Annotated in this window: 16 protein-coding genes; 11 read left to right on the top strand and 5 right to left on the bottom strand. The window is 74.7% G+C overall.

Annotated features, from left to right (window positions below; translation table 11 throughout):
• Positions 1-76: 76 nt before the first annotated feature.
• The 3 genes from ACFYYN_RS26790 (at position 77) to ACFYYN_RS26800 (ending at position 3,895) form a co-directional block, all read left to right on the top strand.
• Positions 77-700, top strand: a complete 624-nt coding sequence (locus ACFYYN_RS26790) for a TetR/AcrR family transcriptional regulator (RefSeq protein ID WP_500547803.1) — start codon at positions 77-79, stop codon at positions 698-700.
• 48 nt (positions 701-748) lie between these two features.
• On the top strand, positions 749-2,995 hold the full coding sequence (locus ACFYYN_RS26795) for an MMPL family transporter (RefSeq protein WP_500547804.1): 2,247 nt from the start codon (positions 749-751) through the stop codon (positions 2,993-2,995).
• A 138-nt stretch (positions 2,996-3,133) separates the two neighbouring features.
• Positions 3,134-3,895, top strand: a complete 762-nt coding sequence (locus ACFYYN_RS26800; RefSeq protein ID WP_500547805.1) for a uracil-DNA glycosylase — start codon at positions 3,134-3,136, stop codon at positions 3,893-3,895.
• Between the two features lie 3 nt (positions 3,896-3,898).
• Here ACFYYN_RS26800 and ACFYYN_RS26805 read toward each other — a convergent pair whose 3' ends face one another.
• On the bottom strand, positions 3,899-4,777 hold the full coding sequence (locus tag ACFYYN_RS26805; protein WP_500547806.1) for a DcsG N-terminal domain-containing protein: 879 nt from the start codon (positions 4,775-4,777) through the stop codon (positions 3,899-3,901).
• A 114-nt stretch (positions 4,778-4,891) separates the two neighbouring features.
• Between ACFYYN_RS26805 and ACFYYN_RS26810 the strand changes: the two genes are divergently transcribed.
• Positions 4,892-5,335, top strand: coding sequence for a YchJ family protein (locus tag ACFYYN_RS26810; RefSeq protein WP_500547807.1), 444 nt, complete (start codon positions 4,892-4,894; stop codon positions 5,333-5,335).
• Between the two features lie 1,048 nt (positions 5,336-6,383).
• Here ACFYYN_RS26810 and ACFYYN_RS26815 read toward each other — a convergent pair.
• Both ACFYYN_RS26815 and ACFYYN_RS26820 read right to left on the bottom strand, forming a co-directional pair.
• The gene (locus ACFYYN_RS26815; protein ID WP_500547808.1) at positions 6,384-7,097 is read right to left on the bottom strand and encodes a response regulator; all 714 of its coding nucleotides are present in this window, start codon (positions 7,095-7,097) and stop codon (positions 6,384-6,386) included.
• Positions 7,094-8,002 (bottom strand): sensor histidine kinase, encoded by a 909-nt coding sequence (locus ACFYYN_RS26820; protein WP_500547809.1) that lies wholly within the window; start codon positions 8,000-8,002, stop codon positions 7,094-7,096. Before ACFYYN_RS26820 ends, ACFYYN_RS26815 begins: the two co-directional genes overlap by 4 nt.
• A 134-nt stretch (positions 8,003-8,136) precedes the next feature.
• Between ACFYYN_RS26820 and ACFYYN_RS26825 the strand changes: the two genes are divergently transcribed.
• From ACFYYN_RS26825 to ACFYYN_RS26835, 3 genes are all read left to right on the top strand, one after another.
• On the top strand, positions 8,137-8,844 hold the full coding sequence (locus tag ACFYYN_RS26825; protein WP_499515586.1) for an ABC transporter ATP-binding protein: 708 nt from the start codon (positions 8,137-8,139) through the stop codon (positions 8,842-8,844).
• Complete coding sequence (locus ACFYYN_RS26830) at positions 8,841-11,153, top strand: ABC transporter permease (protein WP_500547810.1); 2,313 nt, start codon at positions 8,841-8,843, stop codon at positions 11,151-11,153. The genes ACFYYN_RS26825 and ACFYYN_RS26830 overlap by 4 nt, the downstream gene beginning before the upstream one ends.
• A 161-nt stretch (positions 11,154-11,314) precedes the next feature.
• Positions 11,315-11,782 (top strand): tetratricopeptide repeat protein, encoded by a 468-nt coding sequence (locus ACFYYN_RS26835; RefSeq protein WP_500547811.1) that lies wholly within the window; start codon positions 11,315-11,317, stop codon positions 11,780-11,782.
• Between the two features lie 17 nt (positions 11,783-11,799).
• Here ACFYYN_RS26835 and ACFYYN_RS26840 read toward each other — a convergent pair whose 3' ends face one another.
• Positions 11,800-12,177: an RNA-binding S4 domain-containing protein gene (locus ACFYYN_RS26840; protein ID WP_499515583.1), complete on the bottom strand. Its 378-nt coding sequence runs from the start codon at positions 12,175-12,177 to the stop codon at positions 11,800-11,802.
• Positions 12,178-12,344: 167 nt separating this feature from the next.
• Between ACFYYN_RS26840 and ACFYYN_RS26845 the strand changes: the two genes are divergently transcribed.
• Both ACFYYN_RS26845 and ACFYYN_RS26850 read left to right on the top strand, forming a co-directional pair.
• The gene (locus ACFYYN_RS26845) at positions 12,345-13,664 is read left to right on the top strand and encodes a M28 family metallopeptidase (RefSeq protein ID WP_500547812.1); all 1,320 of its coding nucleotides are present in this window, start codon (positions 12,345-12,347) and stop codon (positions 13,662-13,664) included.
• A gap of 203 nt (positions 13,665-13,867) precedes the next feature.
• The gene (locus tag ACFYYN_RS26850; RefSeq protein WP_499515581.1) at positions 13,868-14,254 is read left to right on the top strand and encodes a hypothetical protein; all 387 of its coding nucleotides are present in this window, start codon (positions 13,868-13,870) and stop codon (positions 14,252-14,254) included.
• A 97-nt stretch (positions 14,255-14,351) separates the two neighbouring features.
• Here the strand turns inward: ACFYYN_RS26850 and yczR are convergent, their stop codons facing one another.
• Positions 14,352-15,842, bottom strand: a complete 1,491-nt coding sequence (gene yczR / locus ACFYYN_RS26855) for a MocR-like transcription factor YczR (protein ID WP_500547813.1) — start codon at positions 15,840-15,842, stop codon at positions 14,352-14,354.
• A 98-nt stretch (positions 15,843-15,940) separates the two neighbouring features.
• On the opposite strand from yczR, the gene yczE reads away from it, so the two are divergent.
• Positions 15,941-16,621: a membrane protein YczE gene (gene yczE / locus ACFYYN_RS26860; protein WP_500547814.1), complete on the top strand. Its 681-nt coding sequence runs from the start codon at positions 15,941-15,943 to the stop codon at positions 16,619-16,621.
• Positions 16,618-17,406: a glycerophosphodiester phosphodiesterase family protein gene (locus tag ACFYYN_RS26865; RefSeq protein ID WP_500547815.1), complete on the top strand. Its 789-nt coding sequence runs from the start codon at positions 16,618-16,620 to the stop codon at positions 17,404-17,406. Before yczE ends, ACFYYN_RS26865 begins: the two co-directional genes overlap by 4 nt.
• The last annotated feature ends 22 nt before the right edge of the window (positions 17,407-17,428 follow it).

Here is a 17,428-nt window from a genome sequence, read left to right on the forward strand (position 1 = left end):
AACCGTTTCGTTTCGATGAGCTCCAACCCTATGCTCAGACAAGTACGAAACCGTTTCGTTTAGGAGGGAGAGGGCCATGCCCGCACCGGTCACCGCCCGCCGTGGCAGCCGCCTCACCCCGGAACGCGAGGCCGCGGTCTACGCGAGCACCCTCGACCTGCTCCGCGAGGTCGGCTACGAGGCCCTGACCATGGACGCCGTCGCCGCTCGCTGCCACTGCAGCAAGGCCACCCTGTACCGCCAGTGGGGCGGCAAGGCCGAGTTGGTCGCCATGGCACTGCGGCACGAGAAGCCCGTCAGCGCCGGTGACCTCGACACCGGGAGCCTCCGCGGCGACCTGCGCGCCCTGCTGACCCTCGAGGACGACCGGCGGCTGGAGCGCGATTGCGCGCTCATGCGCGGTCTGGCCATGGCCCTGCACGCCCACCCCGACCTGCTGCACGCCCTGCGCGAGGTCATGGTCCAGCCGGAGCGCTCGGGCCTGGACACCCTGCTGCGGCGCGCCGTCGACCGCGGGGAGATCAGCGCGGACAACCCGGCGATCCCCTACCTCGTGCAGATGCTGCTGGGCGCCTTCGCCACCCGGCACGTGCTCGAGGGCGTCCCGCCCACCCAGAGGTACCTGCTGGCCTTCCTCGACGCGGTGATCCTGCCCGCGCTCGGCGTCCGTCCCGGACCCGTCCCCGCGCCCGCTCCCTGACGGCACCCCCCTCCACCGACCCACGAACCCGACAGGGAGTACGCCCCCGTGGCCACATTCCTCCACCGGACCGGCCGGTTCGCCTTCCGGCGACGGCACTTCGTCGTCCTGATCTGGGTGGCGCTGCTCGCCCTCGCCGGTGTCGGCGCCGCCAACGCGCCCGCCGCGGGCAGCTCCTCCTTCTCCGTGCCCGGCACCGAGTCCCAGAAGGCCTTCGACCTCCTCGACCAGCGCTTCCCCGGCACCGGCTCCGACGGCGCGACCGCCCGCGTGGTCTTCAAGGCCCCCGCCGGCGGGAAGATGACGCAGAGCGCCAACAAGAAGGCCGTCCGGCAGGTCGTGGACGAGCTGCGGCAGGGCGCCGAGGTCGCCTCCGTCGACGACCCGTACACGGCCAGGGCCGTGAGCGAGGACCGGACCATCGCCTACGTCCGCGTGGCGTACGAGGTCCCCGGCATGGAGCTGCGGGACTCCTCCCGCGAGGAACTGGAGACCGCCGCCGCGCACGCCCGCGACAAGGGGCTGACGGTGGAGATCGGCGGTGACGCGCTCCAGACGAGCCCGGAGACCGGGTCCACCGAGGTGATCGGCATCGCCGTCGCCGCCGTCGTCCTGGTGATCACCTTCGGTTCGCTGGTCTCCGCCGGGCTGCCCCTGGTCACGGCGCTGATCGGCGTCGGGATCGGCGTCAGCTCCATCACCGCGCTCGCCAGCGCCCTCGACCTGGGGTCCACCACCTCGATCCTGGCGATGATGATCGGCCTGGCCGTGGGCATCGACTACGCCCTGTTCATCGTGTCCCGCTTCCGTGCCGAACTCGCCGAGGGGCGGCAGGGCGAGGAGGCGGCCGGCCGCGCCGTCGGCACCGCGGGGTCCGCAGTGGTCTTCGCCGGACTGACCGTCGTGATCGCGCTGGTGGGGCTGTCGGTCGTCAACATCCCGATGCTGACGAAGATGGGCGTGGCCGCCGCCGGCACGGTCGTCATCGCCGTCCTCATCGCCCTCACCCTGGTGCCCGCCCTCATCGGCTTCGCCGGCCGGCGCGTCCGGCCGGCGGACGCCGGGGGCCTGTTCCGCCGCCGCGACGGGAACGCGCACCACGCCCACCGCAGGGCCCGCACGGAACGGCCCAACATGGGCACCCGCTGGGCCCGGTTCGTCATCCGGCGGCCCGTCGCCGTCCTGCTCGTCTGCGTCGCGGCGCTCGGCGCGGTGGCCGTGCCGGCCGCGTCGATCGAACTCGGCCTCGGCGACGACGGCTCCCAGCCCGTCTCGACGACCCAGCGCCGGGCGTACGACCTGCTGTCGGAGGGCTTCGGCCCCGGTTTCAACGGGCCGCTCGTCGTGGTCGCCGACGTCAAGGGCGCCGTCGACCCCCGGGGTGCGGTCCGCGAGGCCACCGCGGACATCAAGGGCCTCGACGACGTGGCGGCCGTGACCCCGGCGACGTTCAACAAGGCCGGGGACACCGCGATCATCAACGTGGTGCCCGCGTCCAAGCCGAGCAGCGCCGAGACCGAGGACCTGGTCAAGGCGATCCGCACCACGGGGGACGGGATCACCGAGCGCACCGGTGCCAAGGTCTCCGTCACCGGCACCACGGCGCTGAACATCGACACCTCGCAGAAGCTCACCGACGCGCTGCTGCCCTACCTGGCGCTCGTCGTCGGCCTCGCCTTCGTGCTGCTGATCGTCGTGTTCCGCTCGGTGCTCGTGCCGCTGAAGGCCGCACTCGGCTTCCTGCTCTCGGTCGCCGCGGCCCTCGGCGCGGTCGTCGCGGTCTTCCAGTGGGGCTGGCTCGCCTCGCTCCTGGGCGTCGAGCAGACCGGCCCGATCATGTCGATGATGCCGATCTTCCTGGTGGGGGTGGTCTTCGGCCTCGCCATGGACTACGAGGTCTTCCTGGTCACCCGCATCCGCGAGGCCCACGTCCACGGCGAGCGGCCCGGTCAGGCCATCGTCACCGGGTTCCGGCACGGTGCCCGGGTGGTCACCGCCGCCGCGATCATCATGATCGCCGTCTTCGCCGGGTTCATCGGCTCCGGCGAGGCGATGATCAAGTCGATCGGGTTCGGTCTGGCGACCGCCGTCTTCTTCGACGCGTTCGTCGTCCGGATGGCGATCGTCCCCGCGGTGCTCGCGCTGCTGGGCCGCCGGGCCTGGTGGCTCCCGTCCTGGCTGGACCGGATCCTGCCGAACGTCGACGTCGAGGGCGAGGGGCTGCGCCCCGTGCCCGCCGCGGACGCGGCGGAACCGTCCGGTGCGGCGGGGGAACCTGAGCCGGCCCGCGCCTGACCCGACGCCCCGACCCCGCGCTCTCCCGGCGCGTTCCCCCGGCCCCGCCGCGCCCCCGCGGCGGGGCCGGGGGCCTGGTGGGTAGCGTGGGACGCGGGCCCTGCGACCGCCGTACGGGCCGTGAAGGGACGGCGCACGGTGCAGCAGGAATCGGCGGACTTCCCCGCCCTGGCCGCGCCCGGTGCGGGGGACCTGGCCGCGCTCGACGAACGGCTGACCGGCTGCCGGGCCTGCCCGCGGCTGGTCGCCTGGCGCGAGGAGACCGCCCGGGTCCGGCGCCGCGCCTACGCCGGATGGGAGTACTGGGCCCGTCCCGTGCCGGGCTTCGGCCCGCCGGACGCCGCGCTGGCCCTGGTCGGTCTGGCCCCCGCCGCGCACGGCGGCAACCGCACCGGCCGGATGTTCACCGGCGACCGCTCGGGCGACGTGCTGTTCGAGGCGCTGCACGCCGTCGGCCTGGCCTCCCAGCCCACCTCCACGGAACGCGGCGACGGCCTGGAGCTGTACGGGGTACGGGTGACCTCGCCCGTCCACTGCGCGCCGCCCGCCAACAAGCCCACCACGCAGGAGCGGCTGACCTGCCGCCCGTGGCTGGTGCGCGAACTGGAACTGCTGCGGCCCACGCTGCGCGCGATCGTCGTCCTCGGCGCGTTCGGCTGGCAGGCGCTGCTGCCCGTGCTCGGCGGCGCCGGGTACCGGCTGCCGCGGCCGCTCCCCCGGTTCGGGCACGGCGCGCACGTGGAACTGGCGGCCCCCGTGGAAGGGGAGCCGCCGCTGCACCTGTTCGGCTGCTACCACGTCAGCCAGCAGAACACCTTCACCGGGCGGCTCACCCCCGCCATGCTGCGCGAAGTCCTCGCGACGGCCGCCGCGCGTGCCGGGCTGCCCGTGACCCGCTGAGACTCAGCCCGCGGCGCGCACGATCGCCCCGGCGACCACGGGCAGCGAGTCCGGGTGGTCCGTCAGGAACAGGTTGGGCTCGATGAGCTCCAGCTCCATCACGCACGGGGTGCCGTCCTCGCCGTCGACGAGGTCCACCCGGGCGTAGAGCAGCTCCGGCGTACCCGGTACGGCGGCCAGCGCCCGCTCCGCGGCGGCCAGTTCGGCCTCGGTCGGGGTCCAGGGACGCACCCCGGGGTGGGCGACCTTGCGCTGGTCGTAGCGCGTGTCCGGGGACAGCACGGCGTTCTTGGCGATGGCGTGCAGGAACCGGCCGCCGAGGAAGACCAGGGCGCGCTCGCCGGTGGTGTCGATCCGCGGCATGTAGGGCTGGACCATCGCGGTGAGGCCCTCCTCGTGCATCCGCGCCACGTGCGCCCGCGCCTCCTCGTGCTGCCCGGGGCGGTAGCGCGCGGCGTAGCGGGCGCCCGCGCCCGCGGCGGGCTTGACCACGAAATCCCGGTCGCCGGGCAGCCCGCCGGTGCCGCCGCCCGGCGGGAGGTAGCGGGTGGCGACCGCGGGCACGCCGAGCGAGGCCAGCTCGCCGAGGTAGCGCTTGTCGGAGTTCCAGCGCACGACCGCGGGCGGGTTGAACAGGGTGGTGGCGGCGCCGCAGCGGTCGGCCCAGGCCAGGAATTCCTCGGTGCGCACCGTGTAGTCCCAGGTCGACCGTATGACCACCAGGTCGAACCCGGCCCAGTCGACGTCCGGGTCGTCCCAGTGCACGATCACGGCCTCGGCGCCCGCCGCCGCGACGGCGTCCCGCAGCAGGGGCAGGTCGCGGTCGACGGCGCCCGCCGGAAGGTGCGCGGTGGTCACCAGGGCGATCCTCGGCTGCGGCACGGGGGCTCCTCGGGGTCGGGCGGAGATCTTGCCGTCCCGCAGGCTACCCGGGAGGAATCGCCGGTGGTCACGGGGCCTGCGGGCACGCCCGCAGCGGCCGTGCACAATGGCGGCATGCCCAAGTCCCGCCCCGGCCGCCGTTCCGCCCCGCGCCCCCACTCCCGTCCCGTGCCGCACTCCCCCGGAACGCCCTGCCCCTGCGGGCTGCCCGCCACGTACGGCGACTGCTGCGGCCGCTACCACTCCGGCCACGCCGCCGCCCCCACCGCCGAGGCCCTGATGCGCTCCCGCTACAGCGCCTACGCGGTGCACGACGCGGCGTACGTACTGCGCACCTGGCACCCGGAGACCCGGCCCGCGGACCTGGACCTCGACCACCACCTGCGCTGGGAGCGGCTGGAGATCCTCGCCACGACCGACGGCAGCGCCTTCCACAGCGAGGGCACCGTCGCCTTCCGCGCGCACTACAGCCTGCACGGCGAGCACGACGCGATGCAGGAGAACAGCCGCTTCGTCCGCCATGACGGCGCCTGGGTCTACGTGGCGCCCCTGCCCTGAGCGCATCGCGGCGGGAACCGCACCGCCCGGGGAACCCTCGGCACCGAAGCCCCCGGGACCTGACCAGACCCGTCCGCAGGCCCGAACCGTGGTACGCACACGCGCCGTCACGGCGGCAGCCCGCGGCCGACCGCCGGGGCTCATCGCCCGGGAGCCCCGGCGGCCTCCCCATCGCCTGCTTCCGCTCGGCGGTACCCGGCGCCGAGGCCGCCCGCGCCGTCCCGTCGGCCGGCACGCTTGCCGGTACGCGATCGCACAAGCCGACGGGGCAAGCAGGCGGTCGACGTGCGGCGGACCGCGGCTGACGCCGCGGAGGTTCACCGCTCCGGCGACACACCACCGTCCCCGGTCCCGGGCACCCCTCGGCGTCGCTCCGGGGCACTCACCCCGCCGACCACGCCCGGCACCTGGGCACGGTCCTGCAGCACCGACCCGCGCACGGGCTGCAGGACGGCATCCGTGCCCCGCAGACCAGGCGCCTCACCGGCCCTCCGAAGGCCGCGGGATCACCGCTCCGGCGACACACCACCGTCCCCGGTCCCGGGCACCCCTCGGCGTCGCTCCGGGGCACTCACCCCGCCGACCACGCCCGGCACCTGAGCGCGGTCCTGCAGCAGCGACCCGCACGCGGGCTGCAGGACGGCATCCGTGCCCCGCAGACCAGGCGCCTCACCGGCCGTCCGAAGGCCGCGGGGTCACCGGTCCCGGGCACCCCTCGGCGTCGCTCCGGGGCACTCACCCCGCCGACCACGCCCGGCACCTGAGCGCGATCCTGCAGCACCGACCCGCACGCGGGCTGCGGGACAGCATCCGTGCCCCGCAGACCAGGCGCCTCACCGGCCCTCCGAAAGCCGCGGGATCACCGCTCCGGCGACACACCACCGTCACCGGTCCCGGGCACCCCTCGGCGTCGCTCCGGGGCACTCACCCCGCCGACCACGCCCGGCACCTGAGCCCGATCCTGCAGCACCGACCCGCACGCGGGCTGCAGGACGGCATCCGTGCCCCGCAGACCAGGCGCCTCACCGGCCCTCCGAAGGCCGCGGGGTCACCGCTCCGGGGAGCCCCCGGCATCCAGGCCGCGCGGCCGCACCAGGCCCGTCTCGTAGGCCAGCACCACCGCTTGGGCCCGGTCGCGCAGCGCGAGCTTCGCGAAGATGCGGGCGACGTGCGACTTCACCGTCGCCTCGCTCAGCGTCAGTTCCGCGGCCAGTTCGAGGTTGGACAGGCCGCGGCCCAGCAGCGTGAGGACCTCCAGCTCACGAGGGGTCAGGGCGGCGAGGTCGGCGTGGACCGAAGGCCCATCCTGCGCGGCCGCGGACCCGGAGGCGAAGCGTTCCACCAGCCTCCGAGTGATCGACGGCGCCAGCAGGGCGTCCCCCGTGCCGACCAGCCGTACGGCCGCCGCCAGGTGCTCCGGCGTGACGTCCTTGAGCAGGAAGCCGCTCGCCCCCAACGACAGCGCCGCGTAGACGTAGCGGTCCAGGTCGAAGGTGGTCAGGATGAGCACCCGGCACTGCGGGGTCCGCTCCAGGATGCGGCGGGTGGCCTCCAGGCCGTCCATGGCCGGCATGCGGATGTCCATGAGCACGACGTCCGGCCGCAGCCGGTGTGCCTCGGCGACCGCCTCCGCGCCGTCCGCGGCCTCGCCGACCACCGTGATGCCGCGCGCGGTGAGGATGAGCCGGAAGCCCGTCCTGATGAGGGTCTGGTCGTCGGCGATGAGCACGCGGGGGGCCGCCCCGTCCGCGGCCGCCGTCACGGCCGGTCCAGCGGGATGCGCGCCCTGACCCGGTAACCGCCGCCGAGGCGGCGCCGGGCGTCCAGGTCTCCGCCGTACACCGCGACCCGTTCGCGCAGGCCCAGCAGACCGCGTCCGGTGCCCTCACGGCGGCGCGCCACGGCGCGGTCCGCCACGGACTGCGCGGACTGCGTGCTCCCGGCTCCGTCCAGCACGCTGGGGCCGGTGTTGAGCACCTCGACGCGCAGCGCGCGCTCCGCGTACCGCACCGTCACCTCCGCCTTCCCGCCGTCGCCGTGCCGGAGCGCGTTGGTCAGCGCCTCCTGGACGATGCGGTACGCCGTCACGTCGATGCCCTGCGGCAGGGGGCGCGGTTCGCCGGAGACGCGCACCTCGACGGGCAGCCCGGCGAAGGAGACCCGGTCGACGAGCGCCCCCAGCCGGTCCAGGCCGGGCTGCGGGGCCAGCGCCTCGACGCCCTCGTCGCCGGGCCCACCCGGAGCAGGCTCCCCGCCCCCGGTGTCCTCGCCGTCCACGCCGTCCGGGGACGGCGCCAGCAGTCCCAGCAGGTGCCGGAGGTCGGTCATGGCCCCGCGCCCCGCGTCCTCGACCGCCCGGAGCGCCGCCGCGGCCTCGTCCGGCATCGTGCCCATCACCTCACGCGCCGCGCCGGCCTGGACCACCATGAGGCTGACGTTGTGACTGACGATGTCGTGCAACTCCCTTGCGATCCGGTCCCGTTCGGCCGTCACCGCGGCGCGCGCCGCGCTCTCCCGCTCCCGCTCGACCAGCCAGCCGCGTTCCCCCACGGCCGCCTGCCAGCGGCGCCGCGTGCGCACCAGGGCCACCGCCAGGCACACGGCGGCGAAGCACGCCACCCCCAGCGCCACGACCAGCACGTCCGGCTCCCCCTCTCGCCACGGCATCACCTTCGCAGACGACCACCCCGGACGCATCAGCCCCTGGATGCAGGGTTCCTGCATCCCCAGGATGAGATCCCCGGCAATGTGCCAACCGGGGAGGGATGTCCGGGCCGCGCCGCGCCCCTAGCGTCCTGTTCATGGTCACTGAGGACAGCAGCGGGAAGACCGTCGTACGGCTCGACGGCGTACGCAAGGAATACGGCGAGACGACCGCCCTGAACGGCGTCACGCTGGAGATCCGCGCCGGGGAGGCGGTCGCCGTGATGGGCCCCTCCGGGTGCGGCAAGTCCACCCTGCTCAACATGATCGCCGGCCTGGACCGGCCCACGTCCGGCACGGTGCTGGTGCACGGCGAGGACGTGGGGCGGTTGAGCGAGCGGGGCCTCGCCCTGTACCGGCGGCGGCGCATCGGCATGATCTTCCAGTTCTTCAACCTCGTCGACGACCTGTCCGCGCTGGACAACGTCGCGCTCGCCGCCCAGTTGACCGGCACCCCCGCCCGGCCGGCCCGGCGCCGCGCCCTGGAACTCTTCGAGGAACTCGGCATCGCGGACCGCGCGAACGCCTATCCGGCCGTGCTGAGCGGCGGCGAACGGCAACGCGTCGCCGTGGCACGCGCCTTGATGAACCGGCCCGCCCTGCTGCTCGCCGACGAGCCGACCGGCGCCCTGGACAGCCGCGCGGGCGAGCAGGTGATGGACCTGCTCCTCGACCTCAACCAGATCGGGCAGACGCTCGTCCTGGTCACGCACGACGAGCACCTCGCGCGCCGCTGCGCCAGCCGCCTGGTCACCCTCGCCGACGGCCGGGTGACCGGGCAGCACACCCTGGAGCCGTCCGCATGAGGGCGGTGTGGCGGGCCGCGCGGGCGGCCGTACGGCGGCGCAGGCTCCAGACCCTCGTCATCGCGCTGGTCACCCTGACCTCGACGGGGGCGATCGTCGTCGCGCTCGGACTGGTCGACGCGGCCTCCGCGCCCTTCGACAAGGCCTTCGGCAAGCAGCACGGACCCCATGTCGTCGCCGCGTTCGACCGGTCCAGGACCTCGGACGCCCAACTGGCCCAGGCGGTGGGGGAACCCGGCGTCGAGGCCGTCGGCGGACCCTTCCCGCAGGCCACGGTCGAGCTGCCGCGGGACACCGCCACGTACGGGGTCTTCGGCGAGGTCACCGTCGTCGGCCGGGCGGATCCGGGCGGGGCGGTGGACCGGCTGGACCTCTGGGCGGGCCGCTGGGCGACGGCGCCCGGCGAGGTGGTCCTCAACCGGCAGCCGGACTGGACCGCCGACGACCTGGGCAAACGCATCCGGGTCCCCTCCGGTCCCACGCTCACCATCGTGGGCTTCGCCTTCGACCTGAGCCGCACCGCCGACGCCTGGGTGGCGCCCGCCCAGATCGACGCGCTGCACCCGGCCACCACGCAGCTGCTCCTGCGCTTCTCCGACGCCTCGTCGGACGCCCGGCTCCGCGAGCAGCTCGGGACGGTGACCGCACGGCTCCCTCAGGGCTCCCTCGCCGGTTCCGAGTCGTACCTCACGCTCAAGCACCGGATCGGCGGGGCGGCGCGGGCGTACGCGCCATACCTGATGGCCTTCGGCATCCTCGGCATCGTGGTGTCCGTGCTGATCGTCGCCAACGTGGTGAGCGGCGCCGTCATCTCCGGCTTCCGGCACATCGGCATCCTCAAGGCCCTGGGGTTCACACCGGGACAAGTGCTCGCCGTGTACCTGGTGATGGTGACCGCGCCCGCGGTCCTGGGCTGCGCCGTCGGTGTGGTCGCCGGGAACCTGCTGGCGGGGCCCTTCTTCGAGTTCACGTTCACCGGACCCGACGCGGGCGTGTTCCACGACAGCGTCGGCATCGCGCCGTGGGTGAACGTGCTCGCCCTGCTCGGCATGCCGGCCGTCTGCGTCCTCGCCGCGCTGGCCCCCTCGCTGCGCGCGCACCGGCTCTCCGCGGCGCGGGCGATCAGCGCGGGCACCGCCCCGCGGACGGGGCGCGCCCTGGGCGTCCAGCGACACCTGGCCGGCAGCCGCCTGCCGCGTTCGGTGAGCCTCGGCATAGGGCTGCCGTTCGCCCGGCCCGGCCGCAGCGCCCTCACGGTGGCCGCGGTGGTCCTGGGCGTGACCACGGTGACCTTCGCGTCCGGCCTGGCCACGACGATGACCCGGTTCGGCACCGCGGGCCGGGACGCGTACCAGGTCACCGTGTACGCGAGCAACGTGCGGCACGGCGAGGTCGTCGACCCGGAACACTCGGACCCCGAACTCACCTCCCTGCTCGGCTCGTTGCCCGGAGCCGCCGGGATCACAGCCCGCGGGGACGTGGACGTGACGGTAGCCGGTTCCACGCGCGAGGCCATGCTCGAGGGCCGCCGCGGCGACGGGCCCGAACTGGGCGGCGTGCTCACCGATGGCCGCTGGATGCGGCGGGCCGGAGAAGTCGTCGCTGGGACGGCCTGGCTCCGGCAGTCCGGCCTGCGCGTCGGCGACGCCGTGCGGCTGCGGAGGGGCGACCGGAGCGAGGAGGTGACCGTCGTCGGCGCGTTCATGGAGAGCGACGGCCAACTGCTCGTCGCCGACTGGCCGACGTTCACGGCGCTCGCCCCCGGGGAAAAGCCCATCGCCTACCACGTCAAGCTCCGCGACGGCACCGACCCGGCCGCCTACGCCCGTGCGGCCGCGGCCGCCGACCCGGGCGTCAGCCCGGCCGTCACGGGCCCGAACGCCATCACCCAGACCGTCGTCGGCTCCGCCTCGGTGCTCACCGCGATGCTGGCCTTCGTCGCTTCGCTCGGCGTCTTCAACACGGTCGTCCTCAACACCCGCGACCGGCGCCGAGACCTGGGCATGCTCAAGTCCATCGGGATGACCCCGCGGCAGGTCACGGTGATGATGACGACCTCGATGGCCGTCCTCGGCGCCCTCGGCTCCGCACTCGGCGTCCCGCTGGGCATCTGGGGCTACCGGCAGGTCGTCCCGCGCATGGTGGACGCGGTCGACCTGACCCTCCCCCCGTACATGACGGACGTCTGGCACCCCCCGGCCCTGACCGCCCTCGCCCTGACGGGCATCGCCATCGCGGTCCTCGGCGCCTACCTCCCCGCCCGCCGCGCGGCCCGCCTGACCATCGCGCAGGTCCTCCACAACGAGTGACGGCTCGGCCGGAGCCGCCCGCGCGCGCCACGCCCACCCGTCGGCCGCACAAGGCGGCCAGGCGACGGCGGTTCCTGACGCCGCCCCGGAACGAGAGTCCAGGGACCGGGCGTTGGCGGCTCCGAGGCACGCCCCGGGCCGAGGCCGTGGCCCGTCCGGCGATGCCGGCCGCCGGTACCGTGCGGGGTCGCGCCGGCAACCGGCTGGGCGAGGCGTACGGCCTGCACGGCCTGGGCCTGGTGGCCCGCGAGGAGGGGGGCACGGCGACCGCGCCGGCCTGCCACCGTACGGCCTTGCGCCTGTTCGAGGAGCCTGGCAACGCACCGGGGACCGCCTACACCCGCGGGGACCTCGGTGGCCTGCTCGTCCTGCTGGGCGATCCCGCCGCGGCGGTCCGGGAGTTCGAGGCCGCCATCAGGGTGCTGAGCGGTCTGCGCCACCCCGTGGCGCAGGCGCCGTGCCGTCTGCACCTGGCCGAGGCGCCGGCCCTCGCCGGTGACCCCGTGGGCGCCTCCCGGGAGCAGCGTTCCGGCGAGGCGCTGCCGGCCGGAACGCACGGCTGGCCGCAGCTCGACGAGGCACGCGCGCGCCTCACCACCCTCGGCCTGCCGGCCACCGCCACGGGCTGACCGCCGACCGTCCCGTCTCAGCGCGTGCCGCGCAGCCGCTCCATGTCCCGCCGGTCCCGCTTGGTCGGCCGGCCCGTACCGCGGTCGCGGAGGACGGGGGCCGGCACCTGCTCGGGGGTCGGCGGCGGAGGGCTGTTGTCGACGAAGCACTCCGCCGCGACGGCCGCGCCGACCCGCTTCCGCACCAGGCGAGTGACGACGACGATCCGCTCGTGCCCCGCACCGCGCAGCCGCACCTCGTCACCGGGGCGGACCGCGTGCGCGGGCTTGACGCGCTCGCCGTTGACCCGCACGTGCCCGGCACGGCACGCGGTGGCGGCCATGGAGCGCGTCTTGGTGAGCCGGACGGACCAGATCCAGGCGTCGACCCGCACGGGGCCTTCGTCGTCAGCCATGTCACGACCCTAGCGCGCCCGGTTCCCGGAACGCGGCGTCCGGTATGCGCTCTTGACGGAAGGCCCCGCGACCCACAGGATGCGCCCAGGCATGCACACGTCAAGCATGCCTCCGTACCGCCCGCACAGTCCCGCGCAACTCCATCCCCCACACACCGGAGTGACCTGTGCCCGCATTCAAGATCGTCGCGGCCGGGGCCGCCACCGCGCTCGCCGCGGCCCTGCTCACCGCCTCCGCGACACCCGCGTCCGCGACACCCGCCTCCGCACGGCCCGCCGCCCTCGCGGCGGCCCCCGACATCCCGGTGGCGAACGTCAAGGCGCACCTGAGCCAGCTGCAGTCGATCGCCACCGCCAACGGCGGCAACCGTGCCCACGGCAGAGCCGGGTACCGGGCCTCGATCGACTACGTGAAGGCCAAGCTGGACGCCGCCGGCTACACCACCACGCTCCAGCAGTTCACCTCCAGCGGCGCCACCGGCTGGAACCTGGTCGCCGACTGGCCCGGCGGCGACACCAACCACGTGATCATGGCGGGGGCGCACCTCGACTCGGTCACCGCGGGACCCGGCATCAACGACAACGGCTCCGGCTCCGCCGCCGTCCTGGAGACCGCCCTTGCCGTCGCACGCGAGAACCTGCAGCCCACGAAGCACCTGCGGTTCGGCTGGTGGGGCGCCGAGGAACTGGGCATGATCGGCTCCAAGGCGTACGTCAACGGCCTGGCCGGCACCGAGCGGGCCAAGATCGACGGCTACCTGAACTTCGACATGATCGGCTCACCCAACCCCGGTTACTTCGTCTACGACGACAACGCCGCGCTGGAGAAGGTCTTCAAGGACTTCTTCACCGCCAAGGGGATCGCGACCGAGATCGAGACCGAGGGCGACGGCCGCTCCGACCACGCGCCCTTCAAGAGCGCGGGCATCCCGGTCGGCGGGCTGTTCTCCGGCGCCGACTACACCAAGACCTCGGCACAGGCGCAGAAGTGGGGCGGCACGGCCGGGCAGGCCTTCGACCGCTGCTACCACTCCTCCTGCGACACGGCGTCGAACATCAACGACACCGCGCTGGACAACAACAGCGACGCGATCGCCAACGCGATCTGGACCCTGGGCACCGCCACCGCTCCCCCGCCCGGCACGGTCTTCGAGAACACCGCGGACGTCAGCGTCCCCGACAACGGCGCGGCCGTGACGTCCTCGATCACCGTCAGCGGCGTCAGCGGCAACGCCCCGGCGGCCCTCGCGGTCGGCGTGGACATCCGGCACACCTGGCGCGGCGACCTCGTCGTGGACCTGGTCGCCCCGGACGGGAGCAGCTACCGGCTGAAGAACTCCAGCAGCAGCGACTCCGCTGACAACGTCATCGCCACGTACACGGTCAACGCGTCGAGCGAGGTCGCAGGCGGCACGTGGAAGCTGCGCGTGCAGGACGTGGCCTCCCAGGACACCGGCTACATCAACAGCTGGAAGCTGACCTTCTAGGCGCCCGCGACCGTGGTGGCCCCCGCCCTCGCGCGGGGGCCACCCCCGTGCGCCGCGACGGAACGTGACCCGGCCCTCGCTCTGCGCGCCGGGTGCGCAGGGCGCCCGCTGCGGGTACCCGGTCGCCGTCCTACGCTGAAGGGGGGCGCGGCTTGCGGTGCCCGACGCACCGTGCCGGGCCTCCTGCGAGAGGAGAACCGCTGATGAGCAGTCATCACACCAATTCCCACGTCGACGTCCTCCTCACCGGCTGCGAGCGGCAGGACGCCGGAGCCGTGCTCGGCGCGTTGGAGGCCGCCTTCCCGACACGTCCCGGCGAGTCGCTCACCGAGGCCGTGGAGCCCCGCCCCGGGTCCTCCCACCCGACCGTGTGGGCCGCCTCCGTCGACACCCGCAGCCACGGCCACGAACTCGGCCCCGTCCACCTCGACGGCTCCCTGACCGCGGACCTCTCCGGCGGGCCCCGTCACGTACGCGAGGTCAAGAAGGTGCTCGGCGACTCCTTCCGCCTCGAGGAGCAGGGATCAGTCTCCGGCGACCAGGAGGTCGAGCTCCGTCTCCGCCTCACGGAGCTCCCCGACGGCCGCTGAGCCGGACGGCGTCCCCGACCGGGATGGCTCGCCATGCGAGCCGTCCCGGCTCCTGTCCGGGGGCCCATCAGGCCACGTCAGGCCGCCTCAGGCCGCCTCAGGCCACGAAGAGCCCAGCGCCCTCGCCCTCGGAGCCGCCTCCGTCGCGGACGGTCTGCGCGGCCGCCGCCAGGCGCTCGACGGCGTCACGCGCGACGGGCCCCCCGACGGTGAAGGGCAGCCGGACGTAGCCCTCGAAGGCGCCGTCGACGCCGAAGCGCGGCCCCGAGGGGACGCGGACGCCGAGGCGCTCGCCCGCGACGGCGAGGCGTGAGCCGGAGACGTCGCCGGTCCGCACCCACATGGTCATGCCGCCGGACGGGACGGCGAACTCCCAGTCGGGCAGCCGCTCGCGCAGCGCCGCCACCAGGTCGTCGCGGTGGGCGCGGGCCCGCTCGCGACGGGCCGCGACCGCGTCGTCCCACGCCCCCGTGCGCAGCAGCCAGGCCACCGCGAGCTGGTCGACGACGGGCGAGCCGAGGTCGAGGTAGGCGCGGGCGCTGACGAGGCGGCGCACGACGTCGGGCGCGGCGCGGACCCAGCCGATGCGCAGCCCGGCCCAGATGGCCTTGCTCGCGGAGCCGACGGTGATGACGCTGCCGCCGCGGTCGAAGGCGGCCATCGGGCGCGGCGCGGAGGCCGTCCCGTCGAGCGGCAGCTCGGCCATGGTCTCGTCGGCGACGAGGACGGTCCCGGCGGCGCGGGCGGCCTCGACGAGGGCGCGGCGCTGGTCGTCGGGCACGAGGGTGCCGGTGGGGTTGTGGAAGTCGGGCATGACGTAGGCCATGCGGGGAGCCGCGTCGCGCAGGACGCGCTTCCAGGCGTCGAGGTCCCAGCCGCCGAGCCCTTCGCGCATGGCGACCGGGACGAGCCGGGCACCGTTCTCCCGCAGCAGTTCCAGGACGTTGGCGTAGCTCGGCGACTCGACGGCGACACGCTCACCGGGGGCGCCCAGCCGGCGCACGGCGGCCGCGATGGCACCCATGGCGCCGGTGGTCACCATGATCTGCTCGGGCAGGGTGGGGATGCCGCGCGCGGTGTAGCGGGCCGCGATGGCCTCGCGCAGCACGGGCAGCCCCGCGGGGAAGTCGCCGTGGGTGGCCGAGTAGGACGGCAGGTCGGCCAGGGCGCCCTCGACCGCACGCGTCAGCCACGGCTCGGGTGCGGGCAGCGCCGCGCAGCCGAGGTCGATGACGGTGCCCGCGGCGTCCGGGGGCAGCGGCTCCAGACCGCGGGTCGGCAGGGCGTGGCCCTCCGGGACCGCGGTCCACGTGCCGGCGCCGCGCCGTGACCGGGCGAAGCCCTCGGCGCGCAGCGCCTCGTACGCGGCGGCGACGGTGGTACGGCTGACGGCCAGGGCGAGCGCCAGCTCGCGTTCCGCGGGGAGCCGCGCGGCCACCGGCACACGCCCCTCCAGGACCAGGACCCGGATGCCGTCGGCGAGCCCCCGGTAGGCGGGGACACGGCGGCCGGTGGCGCGCTGTGCCGGACGGGGCTCGAGCAGACGCGCGAGATGAGTGACCCCTACCGTTGCGGTCCACTGCGACATGGTTTCCGGTCCACCTTCCGCATATTGGCCATGGATTTCTCCCAGAACCATGCCACATAGTGTCGCGCATCCACTCGTCATGGCCATAGGGGGGTCCCGTGGAGGGCCAATCCAGAACCGCACGCCGCCTGTTGCACCTGTACGCAGGACTGGCCCTCTACGGCGCGAGCGCGGCCCTGCAGGTGCGCGCCGCGCTGGGTCTCGACCCGTGGGACGTCCTCCACCAGGGCATCTCGCGGCACACCGGGGTCAGCATCGGCCTGGTCTCGGTGGCGGTGGGCGCGCTCGTCCTGCTGCTGTGGTGGCCGTTGCGGCAGCGGCCGGGCCTCGGCACGGTCTCCAATGTCTTCGTCGTCGGCCTGTCGATGGACGCGACCCTCGCCCTGCTGCCCCAGCCGCACGGTCTCGGCGTGCGGATCCCGCTGCTGGTGGCGGGCGTGGTGCTCAACGGCGTGGCGACCGGCCTCTACATCACCGCCCGGTACGGCCCCGGCCCCCGCGACGGCCTGATGACGGGCCTGCACCGCCGCACGGGCCGCTCGATCCGCCTGGTGCGCACCGCGATCGAGGTGACCGTGCTGGCGGTCGGCTTCGTGCTCGGCGGCAGCGTCGGGATCGGCACGGTCGTGTACGCGGTGTCGATCGGGCCGCTGGCGCAGTTCTTCCTGCGGCTCTTCGAGCTGCCGCGGTCGCGGCCGGAGGACGATTCGGTGGTGGTCGCCCGCGGGGGGCGGCCGGTGGCGGACACCCCGGAGGGGCGCGCCATACTGCCGGAGTGAGCGCCATACGCCATCCGTACCTGGACAGCCCGGCCCCGATCGCCTTCGCCCACCGCGGAGGCACGGCGGACGGCCTGGAGAACACCGCCTGGGCCTTCCGGCGGGCCGTCGACCTCGGCTACCGCTACCTGGAGACCGACGTCCACCTGACCTCGGACGGCGTCCTGGTCGCCTTCCACGACCCGTCCCTGGACCGGGTCACCGACACCGGCGGGCGGATCGCGGACCTCCCCTGGAGCCAGGTGGGCCGGGCCCGCGTGGCGGGCCGCGAGCCGGTGCCGCTGTTCGAGGAACTGCTGGAGGCGTTCCCGGACGCCCGCTGGAACGTGGACACCAAGTCGGACGCCGCGGTCGGGCCCCTGGTGGAGGCGGTGCGCCGCGCGGATGCCTGGGACCGGGTGTGCGTGGGCTCGTTCTCCGAGGCCCGGCTGGTCCGGGCCCGCGCGCTGGGCGGCCCGCGGCTGGCCAGTTCGCTGGGCACCCGGGGCGTGGCGGAGCTACGGCTGCTCTCGCGCGGGGGCCGTGCCGCCCAACGGCTGTTCCTCGCCGCGGCGCGGCGGCGCGGCGCGGTGTGCGTGCAGGTCCCCGAGCAGGCGTACGGCATCCGGGTCGTCGACCCCGCGTTCCTCGCGGCGGCGCACGGACTGGACCTGCAGGTGCACGTGTGGACGATCAACGACGAGGCCCGGATGCGCGCCCTGCTGGACCTGGGCGTGGACGGGATCATGACGGACCGGCTGGAGGCCCTGCGCGCGGTGTACACCGAACGCGGGGCCTGGACCTGACGACCGGCCCCCGCCGCCCGCC

It is taken from the genome of Streptomyces sp. NPDC001902 (assembly GCF_042891295.1).
Taxonomy (GTDB): Bacteria; Actinomycetota; Actinomycetes; order Streptomycetales; family Streptomycetaceae; genus Actinacidiphila.

Excerpts from the sequence above, each read along its gene's own strand:
- ACFYYN_RS26790 (WP_500547803.1), top strand. The coding sequence starts at position 77 with ATGCCCGCACCGGTCACCGCCCGCCGTGGCAGCCGCCTCACCCCGGAA.
- ACFYYN_RS26810 (WP_500547807.1), top strand. The coding sequence starts at position 4,892 with ATGCCCAAGTCCCGCCCCGGCCGCCGTTCCGCCCCGCGCCCCCACTCC.
- ACFYYN_RS26820 (WP_500547809.1), bottom strand. The coding sequence starts at position 8,002 with ATGCCGTGGCGAGAGGGGGAGCCGGACGTGCTGGTCGTGGCGCTGGGG.
- ACFYYN_RS26825 (WP_499515586.1), top strand. The coding sequence starts at position 8,137 with ATGGTCACTGAGGACAGCAGCGGGAAGACCGTCGTACGGCTCGACGGC.
- ACFYYN_RS26830 (WP_500547810.1), top strand. The coding sequence starts at position 8,841 with ATGAGGGCGGTGTGGCGGGCCGCGCGGGCGGCCGTACGGCGGCGCAGG.
- ACFYYN_RS26835 (WP_500547811.1), top strand. The coding sequence starts at position 11,315 with ATGCCGGCCGCCGGTACCGTGCGGGGTCGCGCCGGCAACCGGCTGGGC.
- ACFYYN_RS26840 (WP_499515583.1), bottom strand. The coding sequence starts at position 12,177 with ATGGCTGACGACGAAGGCCCCGTGCGGGTCGACGCCTGGATCTGGTCC.
- ACFYYN_RS26850 (WP_499515581.1), top strand. The coding sequence starts at position 13,868 with ATGAGCAGTCATCACACCAATTCCCACGTCGACGTCCTCCTCACCGGC.
- yczR (WP_500547813.1), bottom strand. The coding sequence starts at position 15,842 with ATGTCGCAGTGGACCGCAACGGTAGGGGTCACTCATCTCGCGCGTCTG.